The sequence below is a fragment of the Prevotella sp. P5-126 genome (assembly GCF_002251185.1).
In the GTDB taxonomy this organism is placed as follows: domain Bacteria; phylum Bacteroidota; class Bacteroidia; order Bacteroidales; family Bacteroidaceae; genus Prevotella.
The window spans coordinates 42,465-63,706 of the sequence record NZ_NPIZ01000007.1; the positions used below are offsets into that span (position 1 = coordinate 42,465).

The 21,242-nt window shown below is 44.2% G+C and carries 18 protein-coding genes and 4 tRNA genes; 6 read left to right on the forward strand and 16 right to left on the reverse strand.

All coding sequences use genetic code 11. The features are described 5' to 3' along the window. Position 1: 1 nt before the first annotated feature. The 6 genes from CIK90_RS00875 to CIK90_RS00900 form a co-directional block, all read right to left on the reverse strand. Positions 2–799 (reverse strand): ABC transporter permease, encoded by a 798-nt coding sequence (locus tag CIK90_RS00875; RefSeq protein WP_094390032.1) that lies wholly within the window; start codon positions 797–799, stop codon positions 2–4. After that, on the reverse strand, positions 796–1,587 hold the full coding sequence (locus CIK90_RS00880) for an ABC transporter permease (protein WP_173849279.1): 792 nt from the start codon (positions 1,585–1,587) through the stop codon (positions 796–798). The genes CIK90_RS00875 and CIK90_RS00880 overlap by 4 nt, the downstream gene beginning before the upstream one ends. Before the next feature lie 19 nt (positions 1,588–1,606). Further along, on the reverse strand, positions 1,607–3,004 hold the full coding sequence (locus CIK90_RS00885) for an ABC transporter ATP-binding protein (protein ID WP_094390031.1): 1,398 nt from the start codon (positions 3,002–3,004) through the stop codon (positions 1,607–1,609). 165 nt (positions 3,005–3,169) lie between these two features. Further along, positions 3,170–3,571 carry an FKBP-type peptidyl-prolyl cis-trans isomerase gene (locus CIK90_RS00890; RefSeq protein WP_094446539.1) on the reverse strand — a complete coding sequence of 134 codons (402 nt, stop codon included), beginning with the start codon at positions 3,569–3,571 and terminating at the stop codon, positions 3,170–3,172. A gap of 13 nt (positions 3,572–3,584) precedes the next feature. Further along, complete coding sequence (locus CIK90_RS00895; RefSeq protein ID WP_094464087.1) at positions 3,585–4,667, reverse strand: zinc ribbon domain-containing protein; 1,083 nt, start codon at positions 4,665–4,667, stop codon at positions 3,585–3,587. Positions 4,668–4,711: 44 nt separating this feature from the next. Further along, a complete protein-coding gene (locus CIK90_RS00900) occupies positions 4,712–5,416 on the reverse strand; it encodes a glycoside hydrolase family 25 protein (RefSeq protein ID WP_094436110.1) in 705 nt (234 codons plus the stop codon). 86 nt (positions 5,417–5,502) lie between these two features. On the opposite strand from CIK90_RS00900, the gene CIK90_RS00905 reads away from it, so the two are divergent. Further along, entirely contained in the window at positions 5,503–6,723 is a 1,221-nt protein-coding gene (locus CIK90_RS00905) for a clostripain-related cysteine peptidase (protein ID WP_094464088.1), read from the forward strand. A gap of 20 nt (positions 6,724–6,743) precedes the next feature. Here the strand turns inward: CIK90_RS00905 and gldE are convergent, their stop codons facing one another. From gldE to nspC, 8 genes are all read right to left on the reverse strand, one after another. Next, a complete protein-coding gene (gene gldE, locus CIK90_RS00910; protein WP_094464089.1) occupies positions 6,744–8,078 on the reverse strand; it encodes a gliding motility-associated protein GldE in 1,335 nt (444 codons plus the stop codon). Positions 8,079–8,084: 6 nt separating this feature from the next. Next, positions 8,085–8,582, reverse strand: a complete 498-nt coding sequence (locus CIK90_RS00915) for a single-stranded DNA-binding protein (protein WP_094390026.1) — start codon at positions 8,580–8,582, stop codon at positions 8,085–8,087. Positions 8,583–8,629: 47 nt separating this feature from the next. Further along, the gene (locus tag CIK90_RS00920; RefSeq protein ID WP_094390025.1) at positions 8,630–9,169 is read right to left on the reverse strand and encodes a hypothetical protein; all 540 of its coding nucleotides are present in this window, start codon (positions 9,167–9,169) and stop codon (positions 8,630–8,632) included. 68 nt (positions 9,170–9,237) lie between these two features. Continuing rightward, a tRNA-Gly gene (locus tag CIK90_RS00925) sits at positions 9,238–9,310 on the reverse strand. Between the two features lie 24 nt (positions 9,311–9,334). Beyond that, positions 9,335–9,421 (reverse strand) — tRNA-Leu (locus tag CIK90_RS00930). 30 nt (positions 9,422–9,451) lie between these two features. Then, positions 9,452–9,533 (reverse strand) — tRNA-Leu (locus CIK90_RS00935). Between the two features lie 48 nt (positions 9,534–9,581). Next, positions 9,582–9,654, reverse strand: a tRNA-Gly gene (locus CIK90_RS00940). 102 nt (positions 9,655–9,756) lie between these two features. After that, positions 9,757–10,884, reverse strand: a complete 1,128-nt coding sequence (gene nspC / locus CIK90_RS00945) for a carboxynorspermidine decarboxylase (RefSeq protein WP_094464090.1) — start codon at positions 10,882–10,884, stop codon at positions 9,757–9,759. 110 nt (positions 10,885–10,994) lie between these two features. Here nspC and CIK90_RS00950 point away from each other — a divergent pair, with 110 nt between their 5' ends. From CIK90_RS00950 to CIK90_RS00960, 3 genes are read left to right on the forward strand one after another with little or no spacing between them, the layout of a single operon-like run. Further along, positions 10,995–11,600, forward strand: a complete 606-nt coding sequence (locus tag CIK90_RS00950; RefSeq protein ID WP_094390023.1) for a thiamine phosphate synthase — start codon at positions 10,995–10,997, stop codon at positions 11,598–11,600. Positions 11,601–11,635: 35 nt separating this feature from the next. After that, entirely contained in the window at positions 11,636–12,574 is a 939-nt protein-coding gene (locus tag CIK90_RS00955; RefSeq protein ID WP_094390022.1) for a ribose-phosphate pyrophosphokinase, read from the forward strand. A gap of 14 nt (positions 12,575–12,588) precedes the next feature. After that, on the forward strand, positions 12,589–13,686 hold the full coding sequence (locus CIK90_RS00960; protein ID WP_094390021.1) for a TlpA disulfide reductase family protein: 1,098 nt from the start codon (positions 12,589–12,591) through the stop codon (positions 13,684–13,686). Positions 13,687–13,838: 152 nt separating this feature from the next. Here CIK90_RS00960 and glgP read toward each other — a convergent pair whose 3' ends face one another. Beyond that, positions 13,839–16,412, reverse strand: a complete 2,574-nt coding sequence (gene glgP, locus CIK90_RS00965; protein WP_094464091.1) for an alpha-glucan family phosphorylase — start codon at positions 16,410–16,412, stop codon at positions 13,839–13,841. 34 nt (positions 16,413–16,446) lie between these two features. Continuing rightward, the gene (locus CIK90_RS00970; protein WP_094436098.1) at positions 16,447–18,114 is read right to left on the reverse strand and encodes a glycogen/starch synthase; all 1,668 of its coding nucleotides are present in this window, start codon (positions 18,112–18,114) and stop codon (positions 16,447–16,449) included. 129 nt (positions 18,115–18,243) lie between these two features. Between CIK90_RS00970 and CIK90_RS00975 the strand changes: the two genes are divergently transcribed. Further along, positions 18,244–18,669 (forward strand): hypothetical protein, encoded by a 426-nt coding sequence (locus tag CIK90_RS00975; protein ID WP_094439272.1) that lies wholly within the window; start codon positions 18,244–18,246, stop codon positions 18,667–18,669. 139 nt (positions 18,670–18,808) lie between these two features. Continuing rightward, positions 18,809–20,758 carry a nucleoside-diphosphate sugar epimerase/dehydratase gene (locus CIK90_RS00980; protein ID WP_094464092.1) on the forward strand — a complete coding sequence of 650 codons (1,950 nt, stop codon included), beginning with the start codon at positions 18,809–18,811 and terminating at the stop codon, positions 20,756–20,758. Positions 20,759–21,242 lie beyond the last annotated feature (484 nt).

Genomic DNA, 21,242 nt, shown 5'->3' on the forward strand with positions numbered 1-21,242 from the left:
TTCAGGTATTTGATTCACTCTTCACTTTTCTTCGATTAAGCGCTACAAGCATGAGCAGCACAACAACAAAGATAATAGTACTAAGCGGACGCAACTCTGGAGTCAGGCCTCCTTTTCTTGCATCGGCATAAATGTAGGTGGAAAGAGTTTCAAGACCTTCATTACCAATGGTAAAGATAGTAACGGCAAAATCATCAATACTCATCGTAACGGCAAGCATGAAGCCCGACACCATTCCTGGTAAGACTTCAGGGATAATGATTTTGCGGAGTGCCTGCATGGGCGATGCACCCAAATCGAGTGCTGCCTCATAAAGATTCGGATTCATCTGCTTCAAACGTGGCAAGACACACAGGATGACATAAGGCAGACAAAAGGTGATATGCGACAGAACAACAGTAGTATAGCCTTGCGGGATGCCCAACGTAATAAAGAGTAAAAAGAGCGAAATACCAATAATCACATCACCATTAAGGATGGGGATGGTGTTGACAAAAGAAATAGCTCGCCGAATGCGCCTATTGCGCAGATTATGGATACCTATGGCTGTGATGGTACCGAAAACTGTTGATACGGTTGCGGTGATGAGTGCGATGCTTACCGTGTTAATAAATGCAGCCGTTAAGGAGTGATGTACATTATCCGAAAAAAGATTCCGGTACAGCTGAGTGGAAAATCCCGTCCAGTTTCCCATAACCTTAGCCTCGGTAAACGAGAATACTACTATGATGATAATTGGGGCATAGAGGAGCAAGAGCAACAGCCACAGGTAGCCCTGGCAAAGTATGCGTTTAATCATCTGATGCCTCCTTCCTGGCTGGCATCGTCACCAGCAATAAATGTAGATGCTCCTATGAGGAAGAGCATGATAAGCGAAAGCGCGGCACCATAATTCCACATAGAGTTGTTGATATTCTCTTGAATTGTTGTTCCAAACAATTTTATATTGTTCATGGTCAACAGTTCGGAGATGGCAAAGGTGGAGATCGTTGGCATGAAAACCATCAGTATTCCGCTTGCCACACCAGGCATGGAAAGTGGCAAAACCACTTTGTAGAAACGTTGGAAGGGCGAGGCGCCCAAATCTTCCGCAGCCTCAAGATAGCTACGGTCCATCTTTTGCAACGTATTATAAATGGGATAAATCATGAACGGTATGAAATTATAGACCATACCAAAAAGTAATGCTGTTTCACCCAGGGGAATATCAACAAAGTCGAATAAAGCAACCGTTGCCAACGTACGTACCAGCACATTCACCCACATGGGAAGAATAAAGAGCATCACTATCGTAGAAGAATATTTCATCTTGGTCTGCGCCAAAATATAGGCTGCCGGATATCCAAGCGCTATACAGATCAGCGTATTGACAAAGGCTATTCCGATAGAATAGACAAAGGTATTAATGGCTTCCGGATGGGTCAAGAACTTCTGAAAATTATAAAGTGTGAAACACCCTTCTTCATCGGTAAAAGCAAAGGCTACAATAAGCAGCAAAGGCAGTACGACAAAAATGGCTGCAAAAATAGCATAGGGCATCGTCCAACTCTGCCTGGAAACCATTAGCTTTATCCTTCTTTTCTCCATTGTCTTTCTGGTATTGTTGTCAGGGAACTGCTTCATACTTCATCTCGCCACATTCCACTTTCTGTATGGTAATGCCAACATGATCGCCCAAATCCCACACGTCTTGTGTGTCAACATAGAGTTTTTCGCCCCAATCGGTATCTATGGTAAGATGGTAGTGATTTCCTTTATAGAGTATAAAACAAATATCGCCCGTAAATGTTCCGTCTTGCTCGTTATCAAACAATTCAACGGCATCAAACGCAACTTTCACATCAATTGCGTATGCGTTCTGCAGCCGTTCTGGAAGTGACAACCGGAATTCCTGTCCGAGAAATTCCACCACGTCCGGAGCATTCACCTTCGCCCGATAAATATTGGCGGTACAATCCTTCCGCATAATATGAATATTGTCTGGAGTGATATTCATACCCACAGTCTGCCCCACTTCGAAGTGTTTGTAATTCTGAACCAGCAGTTCGTATCCGTTGTCGGTTACCACCAACATCTCATAATGTACGCCTTTGAATATGGACGAGGTAACCTGTCCAACGAACTGGGCTTCAGCCGTATTGGTTGTCATCTCAACATCTTCAGGTCGTATCACCACATCCACTTGTTCATCAATCAAGAATCCCTTATCCACACAAGCGATGTCTTTTTCTGCCACAGTAACAAGACAATCATGGCGCATCGTTCCGTCAAGAATATTACTCTCTCCTATAAAATCTGCCACGAAGGCATTGGCCGGTTCGTTATAAATATCTGTAGGAGTTCCTATCTGCTGAACCTCTCCTTCACTCATCACCACGATACGGTCGCTCAGCGTAAGGGCTTCTTCTTGGTCGTGGGTAACGTAAACGAAAGTAATCCCTAACCGTTCATGCATCTCTTTCAGTTCGAGTTGCATATCCTTCCGCATTTTCAGATCAAGAGCCGCCAACGGTTCATCCAACAGAAGCACCTCTGGTTCGTTGACAATAGCTCTGGCGATAGCAATACGTTGTTGCTGTCCTCCCGACAAGGAGTTGACATCACGATATTCATAATCGCTCATGTTTACCATCTTCAACGCAGCTTTTATTTTCGGCATGATTTCGGCTTTAGGCGTATTTTTCAACTTCAATCCGAAAGCTATATTATCATAGACGTTAAGATGTGGAAATAATGCATATTTCTGAAATACCGTATTGACATTGCGTTTATAAGGTGGTGTGTTGGTAATGTCAGTACCGTCAAAAGAGATAACTCCCTCTGTAGCTGTTTCGAATCCTGCCAACAGGCGAAGCAAGGTGGTTTTACCACATCCTGATGGTCCCAAAATGGTCATAAACTCACCTTTACGGACGTAGAGATTGATGTCGGCAAGTGCCACCTTCTCGCCAAACCTTTTGGTGACGTGTTGTATATTTATAATATTCTGAGTTGTTTCTTTCATTAGTATGTTATTAAAATTGCCAACAAAAGTACATCTTATTTTTCTGTTTGCACTCCTTTCGCGACATGATTCACCTTCACTTTTATCATGTTTAGCCCTTGTTTGCCCATGATCAGCCCATTTGTTAGTTTGAAATCACTTCTCTGCCATCAACGTCAGCAACTTTCAATCACAAGCCAACAGTTCTATCTCAAATATCAGAGTAGAACCGGCAGGAATCCCTGGTTGGGAAAATTTCCCATATCCCATTTCTGCAGGGATATACACTTCCCATTTGTCCCCAACATGCATCTGTTGCATAGCAACAATCCATCCCTGGATAAGATCGCATAGCCGACAAGCCAACGGCACACCACCACGACTAGTGTCAAAGACCCGATTGTCTATGGTCCGTCCTGTATAATGGGCCGTAACAATACTTCTCACAGTAGGCATAAGACCAGATGGACTCCCCGTTTCCAAAACTTTATAATATATGCCATTGGATAGAGGCAAAACATCTTTCTCCTTCGCTTTATTGTTCAACCAATCCTTGTTGGCCTGAATATATGCACGCTTTGATGCCATTTTTAAACGAATTTTATTGAACATGAACATCTGTAAGGCGACCTGCAGCAATAGTGGCTGTAAAACGTAAAGTCTGACTATGGGACGCATCACGTTGCACAGCCTGCATGGTTACGCTTACGTGATAATCCATTTCGCCCGTAGTCTCATTTTCTACCTTTTTCACTTCCCAGTCGTCCGCAAAAGTAATATCTGCATTCGTCAGGTCAACACCACGAGAGGCAAGCAGTTCGCGGTTGGCGCTATTGGCACAATAGGCTCGTACAAGCCCGCTAACCATTTCGATGTCGGCAGAAGACACTTGCATGCTGGAGCATTTTTCAAAATTCGTCTTCGCATCATCAATATATTCGCCATCGGCATGCTTTTCAATATATTTCTTATACGATTCCAAAGTATTCTGAGTAACAGCAGAAACCCAATCAAGTGAATCGATCTTAATACGTGCCTCTGTTGCATGAACGCTCTCTGGATGTTCTTGAATGTATCGTTCAAGGGCATAGGCAGACTGACTGGCAAGAGCATTATACCAATCGTTTTCTATCTGTTTCAGAATATCTATGTGGGCCATGATGGAGTCGCGACGTTCCTGTGGTGCTTCGGGATACATATCAAGATAATTCTGAAGCACAGCAAGTTCATTACTCTCCATGGCATTTTCATAAGCGGCTGTCTCGTTATCCTGTTGCGTCTTATTATAAAAATACCAACCAACAAAGATTATTGAAAGGGCAATAAGGAAAGAGGCCAAAAACAACTTCCAGGATTTAGAATGATTGGGCTGCTCTTCTGCGGCATTATCTGATGCAGGAGCTCCAGTCTGATTTCCTTGCTTGCCTACTGTTGATTGTACGGAAGGTTGCCCGACCGCAACCCGATGACTGCCCGAAGGATTCTTTGCAGCAATAGGATCTTGCTGACTTTTGAGCGCAATATTCGTATGACAGTTCGGACATACATTCTGATTCGCTAATACTATTTCTCCACAATGGGGACACTTTACAATATTACCAGCAATAGCTACCCCACAACTGGGACAAGTGGCGGCCAAACTGCTAACCTGACGGCCGCACTCAGGACATTTGATAATTGGCATATCTGATTCTTATTTCTTTATTACTTGGTTTTACTACAAAAAGACTATTTCCGATGATGAAAGCGTATCTCACGCAACTTATGATGTCCCATAAATCTGCTTTTATCAACATAACCGCTAATACCCACGATACGCCCCTTACCGGTATATTGCCATAAATGAATGTCTCGCTCGTCAGCTAAAACAGGTTCTTCATCGGTGTACATGGCTATCATGAGTTTATACCCGTCGAGTTTTCCTAAAAGATGCTTATTGTAGAAGTTGCGGTAAGTATAAACCAAAGGCTTCTGCCCATATTCTTCTTCCACCAAGTCGAGAAACCGGAACAGAGAGTCGCAAAACTCATCGGTCGGCAACCCACTTGTGGTCTCCACATCAATCATAGGGATAAGATCCTGCTGGTCAGGCAGACATTGAGAACGGAAATTCTGCAACTGCAACTTTTGCTCCACCTTTGGGCGATAGAAATGATAGCTACCCACTTTCAATCCATAACGCTGGGCCATTTCTATATTGCGCTCAAACATCTCATCGATACGGGTTCCCCCTTCCGTCGCCTTGAGATAGACATAAGCCATCTTGGTATTGTCGCCAATAGTCTCCCAAAAGACATTACCCTGATAATGACTCAAATCTATTCCATGAATATGACTACAGGTGTCCTCACATTGCAAAAAAGGGTCTTGTGCCATGACGTCTAAAGTGGTGACAACAAGGAATATAAGTGTAGATATAAACGTTTTTCCCATTATCTTTCAAAATTTTAGATGCAAAGTTACTAATTTATTCACAAATATACTTATCTTTGCATTCGAAATAGCACAAATTTAAACTTATGAAATATCTATTAACGACAATTCTTGCTGTATTAGCGTTCACAGCATGCTCACATGATAACTCATCAGAATCAAATGGACAGGGACGAACGGTCATCGTTTATATGGCTGCTGAGAATAATCTCTCATCCATCGCACAAGTCAATATCAACGATATGATCATCGGGGCAAAAAAGCTGGGAAGCAAAGACAGACTTCTCGTGTTTGTTGACAGACAGACCCCACAGGAGAAACCTTTTATCATCAGACTGACCGGCAACGCCAAACAACCTGTTGATACCGTTTATCAATTCAACAACGATTTCTACAGTTCTGATTCAGAAGAAATGAAACAAATATTGGGATGGTGCATGAAAGAATACCCCAACGATTCGTATGGCCTCGTTCTATGGGGACATGCAGACGGATGGCTGTTTCACAACACAACAACACCCAAAGCCTCAACGCCAAGTATCAAAAAAGCCTTCGGACAAGATTCAGGTAAAGACCTCAACAAAGAAGAAACGAAATGGATGGAGATAACAGAAATGCGTGACGCACTTGCAGCCTTGCCACACACCTTCAAATTCATCTTCGCAGACTGTTGTGCTTTCCAGAACGTAGAAGTGGCTTACGAGCTCCGTAACACTACAGATTACATCATCGCATCACCAGCAGAAATACCAGGAGCAGGAGCCCCCTATGCCAACATAATACCGGCGATGTTCAACAAGACAGACGCCACTATGTATCAACAAATATGCGATCGCTACAATGAAGCTGGAGGAACAGGAAACAGGGTTCCCATATCAACGGTAAATACCGCAAAATTATCAGATCTTGCCAGCGCCACACACGATATCATCAGCAACGAACTCAACGGTAAGACCTTCAATATGGATGGACTGGTGTATTATTACAACAACGTCAACTATGTTTACCGGGCGGAGCGCATCATGTACGACATGATGGATTTCCTGCGCCAAAACACGGGCAACGAAGCTTACCTGAAATGGAGACAAACCTACGATGCCGCCGTTGTTTACAAAAAGAAAAGCAGCAAATGGGATACCAACGGATTGGTTGACTTCGATGACTTCACCGTAACAGATGACAACTTCGGCGGAATGAGTATGTTCGTACCATTGAACCGTTACAACAGCACACAGAAAAACTATAACGAACTTATCAAACAAATGGAATGGTATAATGCAGCAGGATGGTCATCTATAGGATGGTGACCATCCTTGTTGCATTACCGTTATTGCTTGTCCACAGACGGTTCTACTGTTGACTGATGAACCACAACCTTTACTTTTGAAATACGGCGCTCTTCAAGTTCCAATATCTCAAAGGTAAAATGACGATAGTCTATCCGCTCATGTAACTGTGGGAAATCTCCTTTGATTTCAAGCAGCAAACCTGCAACAGTATCTGCATCTCCCTCAACATCAACGAAGAAATCATCATCAATCTTGAGAATACGGTAAAAGTCACTCAACAGCGTCTTTCCTTCAAAGACAAAGGTATTGCTGTTGATACGCACATAATTATGTTCATCCTCATCGTATTCGTCATTAATCTCACCCACAATTTCCTCCAATACATCTTCCAATGTGACAATACCGCTCGTACCACCAAATTCATCAACAACAATGGCGATATGAACGCGATTCGACTGGAACTCACGCAGCAAATCGTCTATTTTCTTAGTCTCTGGAACGAAATATGGAGGACGGATAAGAGATTGCCAACGGAATGTGGCAGGTTTACCCAGATGTGGCAACAAATCCTTGATATAGAGAATGCCTCGTATGTTATCACTATTATCTTGATAGACAGGTATGCGAGAATAGTTATTATCAACTATACATTTCAGCACCTCACTAAATGAAGAACGAAAATCCAAATCTACAACATCCTGACGACTCGTCATAATCTCTTTAGCTGTCTCATCACCAAACCGAACGATACCTTCAAGCATATGCTGTTCTTCCTTGATATCATTCTTATCTGTCAGTTCAAGAGCCTGTTCCAAGTCATCAACGCTCAACACATGATTATCCTTCTGTACCACCTTTCCTGCCAACACACCAGACTTGATGAGAATGGTTGCAAAAGGATAGAACAGTTTACGGCAAAACATAATGCCAGACACCACACGACGACAAAAGCGAAGTGGTTGTTGACGGGTGTAAATCTTCGGAATAATTTCTCCAAAGAGCAACAACAAAAATGTCAAAAGAACCGTAATACACAAGAACTGCAACCATACCGCATTACCAAAATCAACTACACGTGCAAAGAAATAGTTCAGCAGCATGATAATGGTTACATTCACCAAATTGTTGGTAATCAGAATGGTTGCCAACGTACGTTCAGAATCGTTACGAAGCGCTATGATCTTGCCGTCTGATGCCGACTTTTCCTCTTCCAATTCATTCTCGTCATTTGGTGTCAAAGAGAAAAAAGCAATCTCGCTTCCAGAAGCGAAACCAGAGACAAAGAGTAAGGCAAATGCCAAAACCAATGCAACAACGGCCCCATAATCTGGAGTCATCAACTGCACTTCCGATAAAATATGTTGGATATCCATTGTCGCTTAGAAAGGAAGAGCTTCTGCATCATTATTATCCACAGAAGTCATTGATGCATTCTGCCCATTGACAGAACTTTGAGTATTATCATTGGAATTTACCATGGTCGGGTTCTCTGAAACAGAAGAAGAACTTGATGCATACTGAGAAGTTTCTGTTGCAGGATTGTTTTGCATCTTAGGAGAAAGCAACTCTATGTTATCAGCCCATATCTCTGTTTTGAAACGACGCTGACCCTGACGATCATCATACGAAGAATAGCGAATGCGTCCTTCTACATACAGTTTATCACCTTTATGCACATATTGTTCCACAATTTCTGCCAAACGTCTCCACAGAATTACGTTGTGCCAATCGGTATGATCAGGAACCTGCGTACCGTTCTGTAAGGTATATCCACGTTCGGTTGTTGCAAGCCGTACCCGTGCAACTGCCACACCTTGGTCAACATATCTAACCTCTGGGTCGGCACCAACATTTCCTATCAGCATCACTTTGTTCATAATATCTCTATAATGATAAAATTCAAACCGCCATGTTTGGCAACATGTTATTTACACAGTCCCAAGAACTGGAAATGGAAATTCTTTCCTTTTGCAGATGGGAACTGACTTCTTTCGTCAACCCGTTCACGCAAGTGCTCAATAATACGATTATAACAATCCATTCCTGATACCGCCTTACATTGTGCTACAAAATGGGTATCTCGGTATTGGAATTTACCCGTACCAGGAACTATTTGCACACGCTTAAAATCAAGCGAGCCTTCATACCAGCCAAACTTTTCTTCGTTCAGTCTTGCCAATGCCGATACATTTTTTTTCTCATGAACCTCTTGCACAGGATGCAACGCACGCTTCTCCTTAAAGTCAAGCATCGTCTTGGCTTCAGTCTTGATGATGATAAAATAGATTCGTGGGCGAACTTTATAACGCTTAGGATAATACATATCGCTGTTATAGTAGTTGCGAATGTCTTTCTCAAGAATAGGATTCATTCCAATCTCGTCGATATCTGCAAGAAACTGAATAGCATCATCAACGTTATCAACAAGAACCTCTTTATCAAAATAGCGTATATATAAATTCATCGGTAAATATTTATCTTTTTAAAATAAAAAAATAGATTTCGGTTTTCCTTAGGATAAATAAAAAAAAGAGCGGAAAACGGGACTCGGACCCGCGACCCCAACCTTGGCAAGGTTGTGCTCTACCAACTGAGCTATTTCCGCAACAAAAAAAAATAAAAATCTTTATGGTGAAGAGGAGGAGACTCGAACTCCCACGTCGCAATTGACACTACCCCCTCAAAGTAGCGCGTCTACCAATTCCGCCACCTCTCCAACATAAAATATTTAGTGAATAAAAAAGAGTGCCCAGAACAGGACTCGAACCTGCACGCCTCGCGGCACACGCACCTGAAACGTGCGCGTCTACCAATTCCGCCACCTGGGCTATTAATCGCTAAGACCTATCCTAACGCTCTTTTCTGTTCAATAAATGAGCGGAAAACGGGACTCGGACCCGCGACCCCAACCTTGGCAAGGTTGTGCTCTACCAACTGAGCTATTTCCGCTTATTTCCTCTCTCAAGGAGCATCTCTCTCGATTGCGGATGCAAAGGTACGCTATTTTTCTGAATTACCAAAATTTTCTCGCATTTTTTTCTAAAAAAAGTATCAATCCATGCGATTTCGATAGTCTTCATAGCCAAAATGGCGCAATATTTCCAATTTCCCGTCCATATGGAGCATTCCAATGGACGGGTGAGAAATACCATTAAACATGTTTGTCTTGACCGTTGTATAATGAATCATATCCTCAAAAATAATCTCCTGACCGATCACCAATGGATTTTTAAAGCGCCAAGACCCCATAAAATCTCCAGACAGGCAACTATTACCACCCAATCTATAGGTATTTTCTTTCGTTGCCTCCTCCAAATCGACCAATTCTGCCCCACGCACCTCTGGATGATATGGCATTTCAAGACAATCGGGCATGTGGCATGTGAAGCTGACATCAAGGATGGCAGTCTTGATTCCTCGATCATTCACAATATCCACAACATGGGCCACAAGCGGTCCAGTCTGCCAGGCAAAGGCGCTTCCTGGTTCAAATATCACCTTCAGATGGGGATAACGCTGGTGGAAACCTTTCATTATACGTTCCAACAACTCTATATCGTAACCTTTGCGAGTCACCAAATGGCCTCCTCCGAAATTGATCCATTTTATCTGCGAGAACCAAGGAGAGAATTTTTCTTCTATATGCCGTAGTGTCCGTTCAAACACATCTGCCCCACTCTCACAATGGCAATGGCAATGGAATCCGTCAATATCCGACGGCAGTTCTTTCGGCAACTTATCTGCCGTAATACCAAAGCGTGTACCTGGAGCGCAGGGATTATAGAGCATAGTACCCACTTCCGAATATTCAGGATTGACACGCAATCCTATCGAACATGATGATGCACGATGGTGAAAGCGCTCGTATTGCGACAACGAATTAAACGTGATATGCGATGAGCAAGCTACAATATCATCAAACTCTCCATCTGTATAAGCTGGCGAAAAGGTATGGGCTTTCTTTCCAAACTCATGATAAGCGAGCATAGCCTCAGACAGCGAACTAGCGGTAGTAGATTGAATATACTCCCGAAAAATAGGAAATGTTTTCCATAATGCGAATGCCTTGAAGGCAAGAATAAACTCCGAACCGGTTCGTTCAGCCACGTCTTTTATCAAAGCGAGATTACGTCGCAAATTCGCCTCCTCTATAATATATATAGGTGTACTATTTTCCATTTTTTTGATATAAATCTTGATTTCGACTGCAAAGTTAGCTTTTTATTGTCATTAAATTGCATTATTCCATATAAAATGATTACTTTTGCATTTGATTCTAGATTATTGCAATGAAACTCATAGTAATGACCAAGCCCACGTATTTCGTGGAAGAAGACAAAATATTGGCAACACTTTTCGACGAGGGACTCGACTGCCTGCATTTATGCAAGCCTGGTTCTTCGCCAATGTATGCTGAGCGCCTGCTGACTCTACTGCCTGAAGACTACTGTTCAAAGATTGTAGTACATGACCACTTCTACCTCAAGGAGGAATACAATCTGAGAGGCATCCATATTGACGAGGCAGGACAACCAGCCCCGCAAGGCTATCGTGGACGCCTGAGTCGCACCTGTCAGAAGCTCGACGAGCTCAAAGTGACTAAACGCAACGCAGACTACGTGTTTCTCAAACACATCTTCGACAGTCAGACGGGTAATGAGAAAGCCTCATTTACTCCCAACGAACTGGAACAGGCTTCTAAGTTGGGACTTATCGACCGGCACGTGTATGCATTAGGAGGCATGAACATAGACAATATTCGCATGGCCAAAGAACTCGGTTTTGGCGGAGTTGTCATTTGTGGTGACCTGTGGAACCGCTTCAACATCCATCAGGGATTAGACTACAAAGAACTTATTGCCCACTTCGAAAAGCTCAGAAAGGCCATTGGATAGAAAAAGAAACAACTAACAACAATATTTACTACAAAATGAGAGAATCGAACTCTTACATGGTATTTTCAGGCACTGCCACAAAGTATCTGGCAGAGAAAATCTGCCTTAGTTTAGGATGTCCGCTCGGTGAACTGCAAATCACAAAGTTCTCCGACGGCGAGTTTGCTGTCTCTTTCGAGGAGTCTATTCGCGGTCGCGATATCTTCCTCGTACAGAGCACATTCCCCAATAGTGACAACCTGATGGAGCTGTTGCTGATGATCGATGCTGCCAAGCGCGCCTCTGCACGCACCATCAATGCCGTTATCCCCTATTTCGGATGGGCACGTCAGGATCGCAAAGACAAGCCCCGTGTCAGCATTGGTGCCAAACTGGTAGCCGACTTGCTTTCCGTAGCCGGTGTTGATCGTGTCATCACCATGGACTTGCATGCCGACCAGATACAAGGTTTCTTTGATGTTCCCGTTGACCACCTCTATGCTTCCGGCGTCATCCTCCCCTATCTTCAGAGTCTCAATCTAGACGACCTCGTTATTGCATCACCTGATGTCGGCGGTTCTAAGCGCGCCAACACCTATGCTAAATATCTGGGTTGCCCGCTGGTTCTCTGCAACAAGACCCGCGCTCGCGCCAACGTTGTAGCCACCATGCAGATTATCGGTGACGTCAAAGACAAGAATGTGGTGATTATCGACGACATGGTAGATACTGCTGGAACCATCACCAAGGCTGCCGACATCATGAAAGAAGCAGGTGCTAAGACTGTTCGCGCATGTGCATCCCATTGTGTGATGAGTGGCCCTGCAAGCGAACGCGTACAAGAATCGGCCCTTGAGGAAATTGTCTTCACAGACTCTATCCCCTACACACAACGCTGTGCTAAGGTGAAGCAGCTCTCTGTGGCAGATATGTTTGCAGAAACCATCCGCCGCGTGCTCAACAACGAGAGTATCTCAAGCCAATACCTTGTATAATATCCATCCTTCAGATGAACATCAAGACATTATTTATAGTGACAGCAGCAGGCATTACGCTTGCTGCTTGTCATTCAAACACGTACCATATCAAAGGTTCTGCCGAAAACATGCAAGACGGAGACACACTCTTTCTCACGACCGACATGGTAACCGGCATTCCCTGCGACACCTTAGTAGTAAAAAACGGAAAGTTCAGTCTTTCGGGAAGTGCAGATTCTACATGCTTCTGCATGCTTTATAGTGCGAAAGCCCACCAGATCAACGCCACATTCTTCAGGGAGAATGGCAATATCGACATCCGGCTTTCCGCAGAACCTTCCGCATCAAGGGTTGGCGGTACGCCTTGCAACAACGAGTGGCAACGTCTCAACGACTCGTTGATGGTTGTAGGCAAAGCCATCAATCTTATTGCAGAACGCATCTATGCCCATCCCGTCAGTCCGGCAGAACGAGAAAAGGGTATGAAGGAAATTGAAGAACTCAACAAACAGTTCAGCAACAAGGTAGAAGTTGCCGCCGAACGCAATATCGACAACGAATTCGGCTATTTTCTCATCCTCAACTTTTCCAAGGATATATTCTCTGCCACAACGACCAAGCATCTCATCAGTCAGATGCCGAAGGAATTGCGTCAGCGTACCGCCATCCAGCAAATGGAACAGGAATTGGCCAAGCAAGCCAATACAGCGGAAGGATCCGTCATGCCCGACTTCACGCTTCCTGATGCAGAGGGTAATCCTGTGAGCGCTTTGGCAGAGATAAAGAAGCACAAATTGACCGTTATAGATTTCTGGGCATCTTGGTGTGGCCCATGCCGTAGAGAAATGCCTTCCGTGATTTCCCTCTACGAGAGTTACAAGGATAAGGGGCTGGGCATTCTCGGTGTTTCTCTTGACAACAACAAAGACGCTTGGACAAATGCCATCAAGCAATGGGGAACGAGTTGGACACAGGTTAGCGACCTGAAAGGCTGGGAATCGTCTGCTGCTACATTATTTAATGTAAAAAGCATCCCTTGTACCGTTATTGTAGATCAAGAAGGAAAAATCCTGCGTCGCGATCTCCGCGATGAACAACTCAGAAACTTTGTTGCTGATTACCTGAAATAACAATCGCAAAATCCACCTTTAACCCCCAATCGGTCATCAGACGGATTGGGGGTTTATCATCAAGGCGGTTGTATAGAAAAGAAAGAGAGTGGCTGTTCTTCCACACGAGGAAGACAAGCCACTCTCCTTATCTCATCTGAATGTCCAACAGATTACTGGTTGTTGGGCAGTTCAAGCCATTTCACGTAGCAGAAGTCCTGACGGTGAGGCAGGTTCTTGTTCTTCGGATACATGCGGACAGCTGATTTATAGGTACCGGCCTGCTGAGGAGTCAGCTCAACTTCGAAGGTATAGTTGTTACCCTCATGACCAACCATCTTCAGAGGCTCTACATTGAAGATACGCTCCTGTCCTTCCTTGTTAACATAGAGATTCACCTTCTCCAATCCTACTGCATCTTCAAGACCTTGCTCGTTGATGACGTAAGTCAGCTTGTACTTACCACCGGTTTCAGCACCACTTGCAGGGAAGTCCCATGATGCAGAAACGACGTTGATGGCATCCCAACGCTCAGCAACAACTTCCTTCCACTGTGCAATTTCCTTAGCCAGACGGCAGTTGTCCTTGCTGATTTCCTTGAAGCGTTTAGCCTCTTTGGTGTAGAACTTGTCATAGTAGTCGTCGAGCTGACGCTTCATGGTATAGTGAGGAGCGATCTGAGCGATAGAGTTCTTGATAACCTTGATCCATCCCTCGCTGAAGCCCTTCTTGTTCTTCTTATAGTAAAGAGGAATAATCTCGTTTTCGAGTAGCGAGTAGATTGTAGCCGCATCGAGCTGGTCCTGATGACCCTGGTTCTGATAGGTACGCTTTTCGGTAAGTGCCCATCCTGCACCTTCACGATAGCCTTCAAGCCACCATCCATCAAGTACAGAGAGGTTGACAACGCCATTCATCTCAGCCTTTTCACCAGATGTACCAGAAGCCTCAAGCGGACGAGTTGGAGTATTCATCCAAATATCAACACCGCTGACAAGGCGACGAGCCAAGAGGAAGTCGTAGTCCTCAAGGAAGATGATCTTACCGAGGAACTCAGGACGCTGGCTAATCTCATAAATCTTCTTGATGAGTCCCTGTCCTGCGCCATCTGCGGGGTGAGCCTTACCGGCGAAGAGGAACTGTACGGGATGCTCTGGGTCGTTGACGATCTTGGCCAGACGGTCGAGGTCGGTAAACAACAGGTGAGCGCGCTTATAGGTAGCGAAGCGACGGCAGAAACCGATAATCAACGCATTAGGATTGATGCGCTCAAGCAGGTTGAGCACGCGTGAGGGATCACCCTGATTGCGCAACCATGTGTCACGGAACTGTTCGCGGATATATGACACCAATTTGTTTTTCAGCGCCATACGAGTTTCCCAGATTTCTTCATCGGGCACATTATAGATAGCCTCCCAGATGCTCTGGTTCGACTGATCGTACATGTGGTTCTCGTTGAAATACTTGCCATAAACCTTACGCCATTCTGTAGCACACCATGTTGGGAAGTGTACACCGTTGGTAACATATCCCACGTGGTTTTCCTCTGGATAGTATCCGTTCCAGATAGGAGCAAACATCTGCTGACTAACCCATCCGTGGAGTTTAGATACACCGTTTACTTCCTGACAAGTGTTGCAAGCAAAGGTTGACATGCAGAAGCGCTCGTTATGGTCTTCTGGGTTGATACGTCCCATACCGATGAACTCATCCCAAGAGATACCGAGTTTTGCAGGATAGCCTCCCATATACTTACCGAAGAGTCCTTCGTCGAAGTAGTCGTGACCGGCAGGTACTGGAGTGTGAACGGTATAGAGTGAAGAAGCGCGAACGAGTTCGAGTGCTTCGTTGAAGGTCATTCCACCATCGATATAGTCACAGAGGCGCTGCAGGTTGCAAAGTGCTGCATGGCCTTCGTTGCAATGGTAAACATCCTTCTTAATGCCGAGTTTCTTCAGCAGCAGCATACCACCGATACCGAGCAGAATTTCCTGCTTCAGGCGGTTTTCCCAGTCGCCACCATAGAGTGAGTGAGTGATTGGTCTGTCGAATTCTGAGTTCAGTTCGTTGTCTGTGTCGAGCAGATAGAGCTTTACACGACCCACATTCACACGCCAAACATAAGCATGAACCTGATAGTTGGTGTAAGGAACATCTATTACGAGAGGATTGCCGTTCTCGTCGAGTTCGCGCTCGATGGGGAGTGAACCGAAGTTCTGAGACTCATAGTTGGCAATCTGCTGTCCGTCCATAGAAAGACTCTGTGTGAAATAGCCGAAACGATAGAGGAAACCCACGGCACACATATCAACATTAGAGTCAGAAGCCTCTTTCACATAGTCACCAGCCAACATACCGAGACCGCCTGAGTAGATTTTCAGGGCAGAATGGATACCATACTCCATGCAGAAATAAGCTACAGAAGGACGGGTTTGGTCGGGCTTAACATCCATATATTCACGGAAGAGTGCATAAACACTCTGGATGCGCTTCATCAGAGCCTTGTCCTTGAGGATTTCCTCTTTACGGGTAAAGCTCAGACGCTCAAGAAGCATTACGGGATTGTGCTTGGCATCATGATAAAGCTCAGGGTCAAGGTCACGGAACAAGTCGCGTGCCTCATAGTTCCACACCCACCACATGTTGTGGGCAATCTCATTCAAACATTTCAACTGCTCAGGAAGGGTCGATTTTACAGTCAATTCCTTCCACTGAGGAGCATTTGCGTAATCTGCTTTGATTTTCATACTTTTCTATATATATACGTTGATACTCTATTTATTATTTGTTCATACGGTTCTGAGCCTTACGCAAAGCGATGTCGTAAGCCTCATAATAGTATTCGATAAACTCGCTCCAAAGTGCTTTTTTCGAAAGTGCATCGGCTTTGCGTCGGCAACTTTCAACATCATTTTTCGGCATAGCCGAATATTTCGCCACCGTATCCTTGATGGCATCTGCTACTTCAGAATAATTATAATCTGTGCGATGAATGACCTTCACGCCATCCTCTATCTCACCTGCATGACCAAACACGCCGTTAGCCCAAAGTCCGAAGCCTGCCAGATCTGTTGTGATACAAGGCACTTTGAAGGCAACGGCCTCCAGCGGAGTATATCCCCATGGCTCGTAATACGATGGATAAATGCACAGGTCATTACCCAATACCACATCATAATATGACATATTGACTATTCCGTCACGTCCATCGAGATAGCAGGGCAGGAAGATGACCTTCACCTTATCGTCCTTACGGTTGTGCATATCGTAGTATTTCATCATGCCCAACACGTTATCGTGACTCATATTATGCAGCCAATGGGTCAGCTGTGGAACATCCAATGGTGTTTCATACTTTTCGTTCTTCGCCAAACGTTCCTGCAAATCCTTACGTGGCTCGCCTACCCATCCCGGCACTTCAATAAATGCCAAGACCTTTTTCTTCAGTTCTCTGTCGCGAAGCAGACGATTCATGGCCTCCACAAACACGTCAATACCCTTATTACGGAATTCGTAACGTCCTGATGTTGAAACGATAAGTGTATCGTCGTCGAGCGATTCGCCCAATAAGGCATTAGCCACATCAAGAAGGCGCTTGCGAGCTGCCTTGCGCTTTTTGGTGAATGTGGCGGCTTTAGGCACGAAACTGTTGTCGAAACCATTTGGCAATACCACATCAACGGGCTTGTCAAGGAGTTCACGACATTCATTGGCGGTAATATCACTTACCGTAGTAAAACAATCTACATAATGAGCGGTTTGCTTCTCTATAGAGTGCTTGCTCTGCATATTAAGCTCTTCTGCCATCTGGTCGCCATTATAGGCAAAGAGATAGTCATAGAGTGGCTTCTGGTTGCCTGCGATTGAACGACCGATACTGGTGGCGTGAGTGGTGAAAACGGTACCGATCTGCGGCAACACATTATTTATATATAATGCTCCGAGTCCACACATCCATTCGTTGGCATGGTAAATCACATGTTTTCCCTCAACTTCCTTGCCCAGCCAACGGTAGATGCTTTCTACCACGAGTGCTGCGGCATAAGAGAACATAGATGCTTCATCATAATCGCCATAGGCATGAAGCGAATCCACCTGATAGTGTTCCCATAACCAGCCATAGATTTCATTTTTCTTCTCAAAAAAAGGTTGGAAATCCACCAAAATAGCAATAGGTTTTCCAGGAACAGCCCAACGGCCTACCTTTACTTTCAGCCCCTCTTCTTTCGCCTGCCATTGCCATTCTGCCAATAGCGACTTTTCCTCTTGAAAATAAGGACTCTCGTTATCATGCCACACATCTGGACCGATGAAGATAATCCGGTCGCACATGGCATCTTGAAGTGTTTTAGCTCGGCTGGAAAGCACGGTATATATACCTCCTACTTTATTACAAACTTCCCAGCTCGATTCAAAGACATAATCTGGCTTAATCAATTCTTTTCCCATATATACATGTATAACGGCCACAAAGTTACTTAAAAATATTAAAATCATGCGAGTTTAGGCAATTATTTTTCACCAAAAAACATATTTATTGATATAGATTTACTATCTTTGCGGCAAATTAATACGTAGATGAAAAGAAAACTATTCATAATAATATTTACAGCCATTTTCGCAACAGTCGGTGCCCAACAGTCACAGGGCACTTTCAGTGGATATCTCACCAATGAGGAATACGACGTATATCTGCGAATCGATTTTCAAAACCAGAATGTCATCATCCCCGGACAAGAGATCTATGGTGAACTTCCTGGCTATCTCGGAAAGAAACACAATTCTTTCTGCTGGCCGATCACATCGGTCAAGAAAAAAGGAAGCCGAGAGATTGTCATGACGATGGTCAACGATTTTGGCAGCGAAGATCTCACCGCTACCCTCACCTTGCAAAACGACTCCACCTATCTGCTGAAACAAACAAGTGGCAGTACGCTGAAAATTCCCAAAAACGGGAAATGGCAGAAGTTGCCCAAAATGCTAATCTTCACAAAAGGACATTAAATTGCCTTTATTTCCCCCCCCCTTGATATATTTTCAAAAAATCGGCCCTCTTAGTAAAAAAAATAACGCAAAACTATAGAAAGTTTATATTTTTGACGTATCTTTGCGGTTAAAAATAATATAGATTTTAAGAAAAGCTATGAATCTACTCAACTCTATCCTGAATTGGTACTTCAAAAAAGAAGCACTACCCTACTGGTGCATGTTCTTGATTGATACTGCTACTATTTTCTTCTCCGGTCTCTTTACCTATTGGATTTTCAACAAGACAGGAGCATTCATAGACCATCGGTTTGAACTGCTATATACCCTCTTGCTCTACGTACTTCTCACTTGCGTAGGCTTCAGAATATTTCACACCTATTCTGGAATTCTTCGCTACTCATCATTTGTCGATTTATGGCATGTGGCGATGAGTAATGCCGTCGGCTTGGCATTGTCGCTGATAGCCCATTTCACCATGGAGTATCTGCATGTTGACAAAATAGGCATACTCACATTGACCGAAACATGCACCATGTTCCTCATTGCCACATTAGCCATGTGGACCATTCGCGTGCTGGTAAAGATGCTATACGACGTAATATTGGCGGATAAGAAGGCTGTACGCGTACTCATCTATGGTACAATGGAAGGAGCGGTGGGACTTGCCAAGTACATTCGTTCCCAGCAACCTGCCAAGTTTGTGTTGATGGGATTCATTGCCCATGAAAAGAGCAACGAGAACCGACTTCACCATGTCCGACTGATGGGCAAGAAAGTATATAACACCCAAGACAATATTGCACATATCATCAAGAAATACGGCATCAAAGGTGTACTCATCTCCCCTACTCGCACTAAAGACTTCCAAAACGACCGTGAGATGCAGAACACGCTGATTTCCACCGGTGTCAAAATCTATATGACAATCAGCGCCCATGAGATGCAGGTTGAAAACGGAAAACTGACTGACAGCAGTCTTGCCAACATCAAACTGAAGGAAGTTAGCGTTGAAGACCTCCTGCCACGCGATGAGATACAGGTTGACATGAATAGCGTCGGGGCCCTGTTGAGAGGCAAGAAAGTGCTCATCACAGGATCTGCCGGTTCTATCGGATCGGAAATGGTTCGCCAGATTGCCATCTACAAGCCCGCAGAAATGATGCTCATCGACCAGGCTGAGACTCCACAACACGACATCAGACTGATGATGAGCAACGAATATCCTGACATCGTGGCACATACCGTAGTGACCTCTATCTGCAAAGAGAAACGCATGGAGGAGATTTTCAGCACGTTCCAGCCTGATTACGTTTTCCATGCTGCTGCCTACAAACACGTGCCAATGATGGAAGACAACCCCAGCGAAAGCATTCAAAACAACGTATGGGGCACCAAAATCATTGCAGACCTCAGCGTGAAATACAATATCAAGAAGTTTGTGATGATCTCTACCGACAAAGCGGTCAATCCCACAAACGTAATGGGTTGTTCGAAGCGTATCTGCGAAATCTATGTGCAAAGCCTTGACAAGGCCATCAAAGACGGTAAAATCAAAGGCATCACGCAGTTTGTCACCACACGCTTCGGAAACGTGCTCGGTTCCAACGGATCTGTCATTCCGCTATTCCGTAAACAACTGGAGGCTGGCGGTCCATTGACCGTCACACACCCAAAGATCATCCGCTATTTCATGCTTATACCAGAGGCTTGCAAACTGGTGCTCGAAGCTGGAACACATGGTAAGGGTGGCGAGATATTCGTGTTCGACATGGGAGAACCTGTACTTATTGCCGACTTGGCAAAGCGCATGATACAGTTGAGCGGAGCCAAAAACGTAGAAATCAAATACACGGGACTCCGCGAAGGCGAGAAACTCTATGAGGAAGTGCTCAACGAGAAAGAAAACACCAAGCCTTCGTTCCACGAAAAAATACGTATTGCCGAGGTTCGTAGCTACGAATACGAAGAGGCACAGCAGAGCATTACCGAACTATACCAGATTTCCGCTGCTTACGACGACATGAACACCGTAAGGAAGATGAAGGAAATCGTACCGGAATACATCAGCAAACATTCACGCTACGAAGCTCTCGACCAAAAATAGCACTACAAGCATTTACTCCATACTAAGAAGACCCTTCTATCATACGCAGGAAGGGGCTTCTTTTTGTTTTATCCCACCCTTTGCATACACCATGAATGGCTTTGGAGAGGAAGAAGTTATGGACCAGAAATTGGACATATCAGAAAAGACAAATCTTCCAATATTCCAGTTCTTCCAAATTCCAATAAAGGGTATGAAAACGCAAACCCTCATTTTAGAGTCTTATAACTTATTAATAATTAAATAGTTATATATATAATAAGAGAAAAAAGCACCCTCGAAAAATTAATTGGAAGAACTGGAATTGGAAGATTTACGCAATCAAGAATCCATCTAAGAGCCATATTATCAATAATTTACGTAATAAGAGAATGCAGGAATATCCCAGCGCTACCAGCAAAATCAGCATTCCAAAGCCGCAAAATCCTGGTAAAAACCCCATTTTTGGGCTATTTTATTCATGAAATCCTCAAAAATCGAGTTC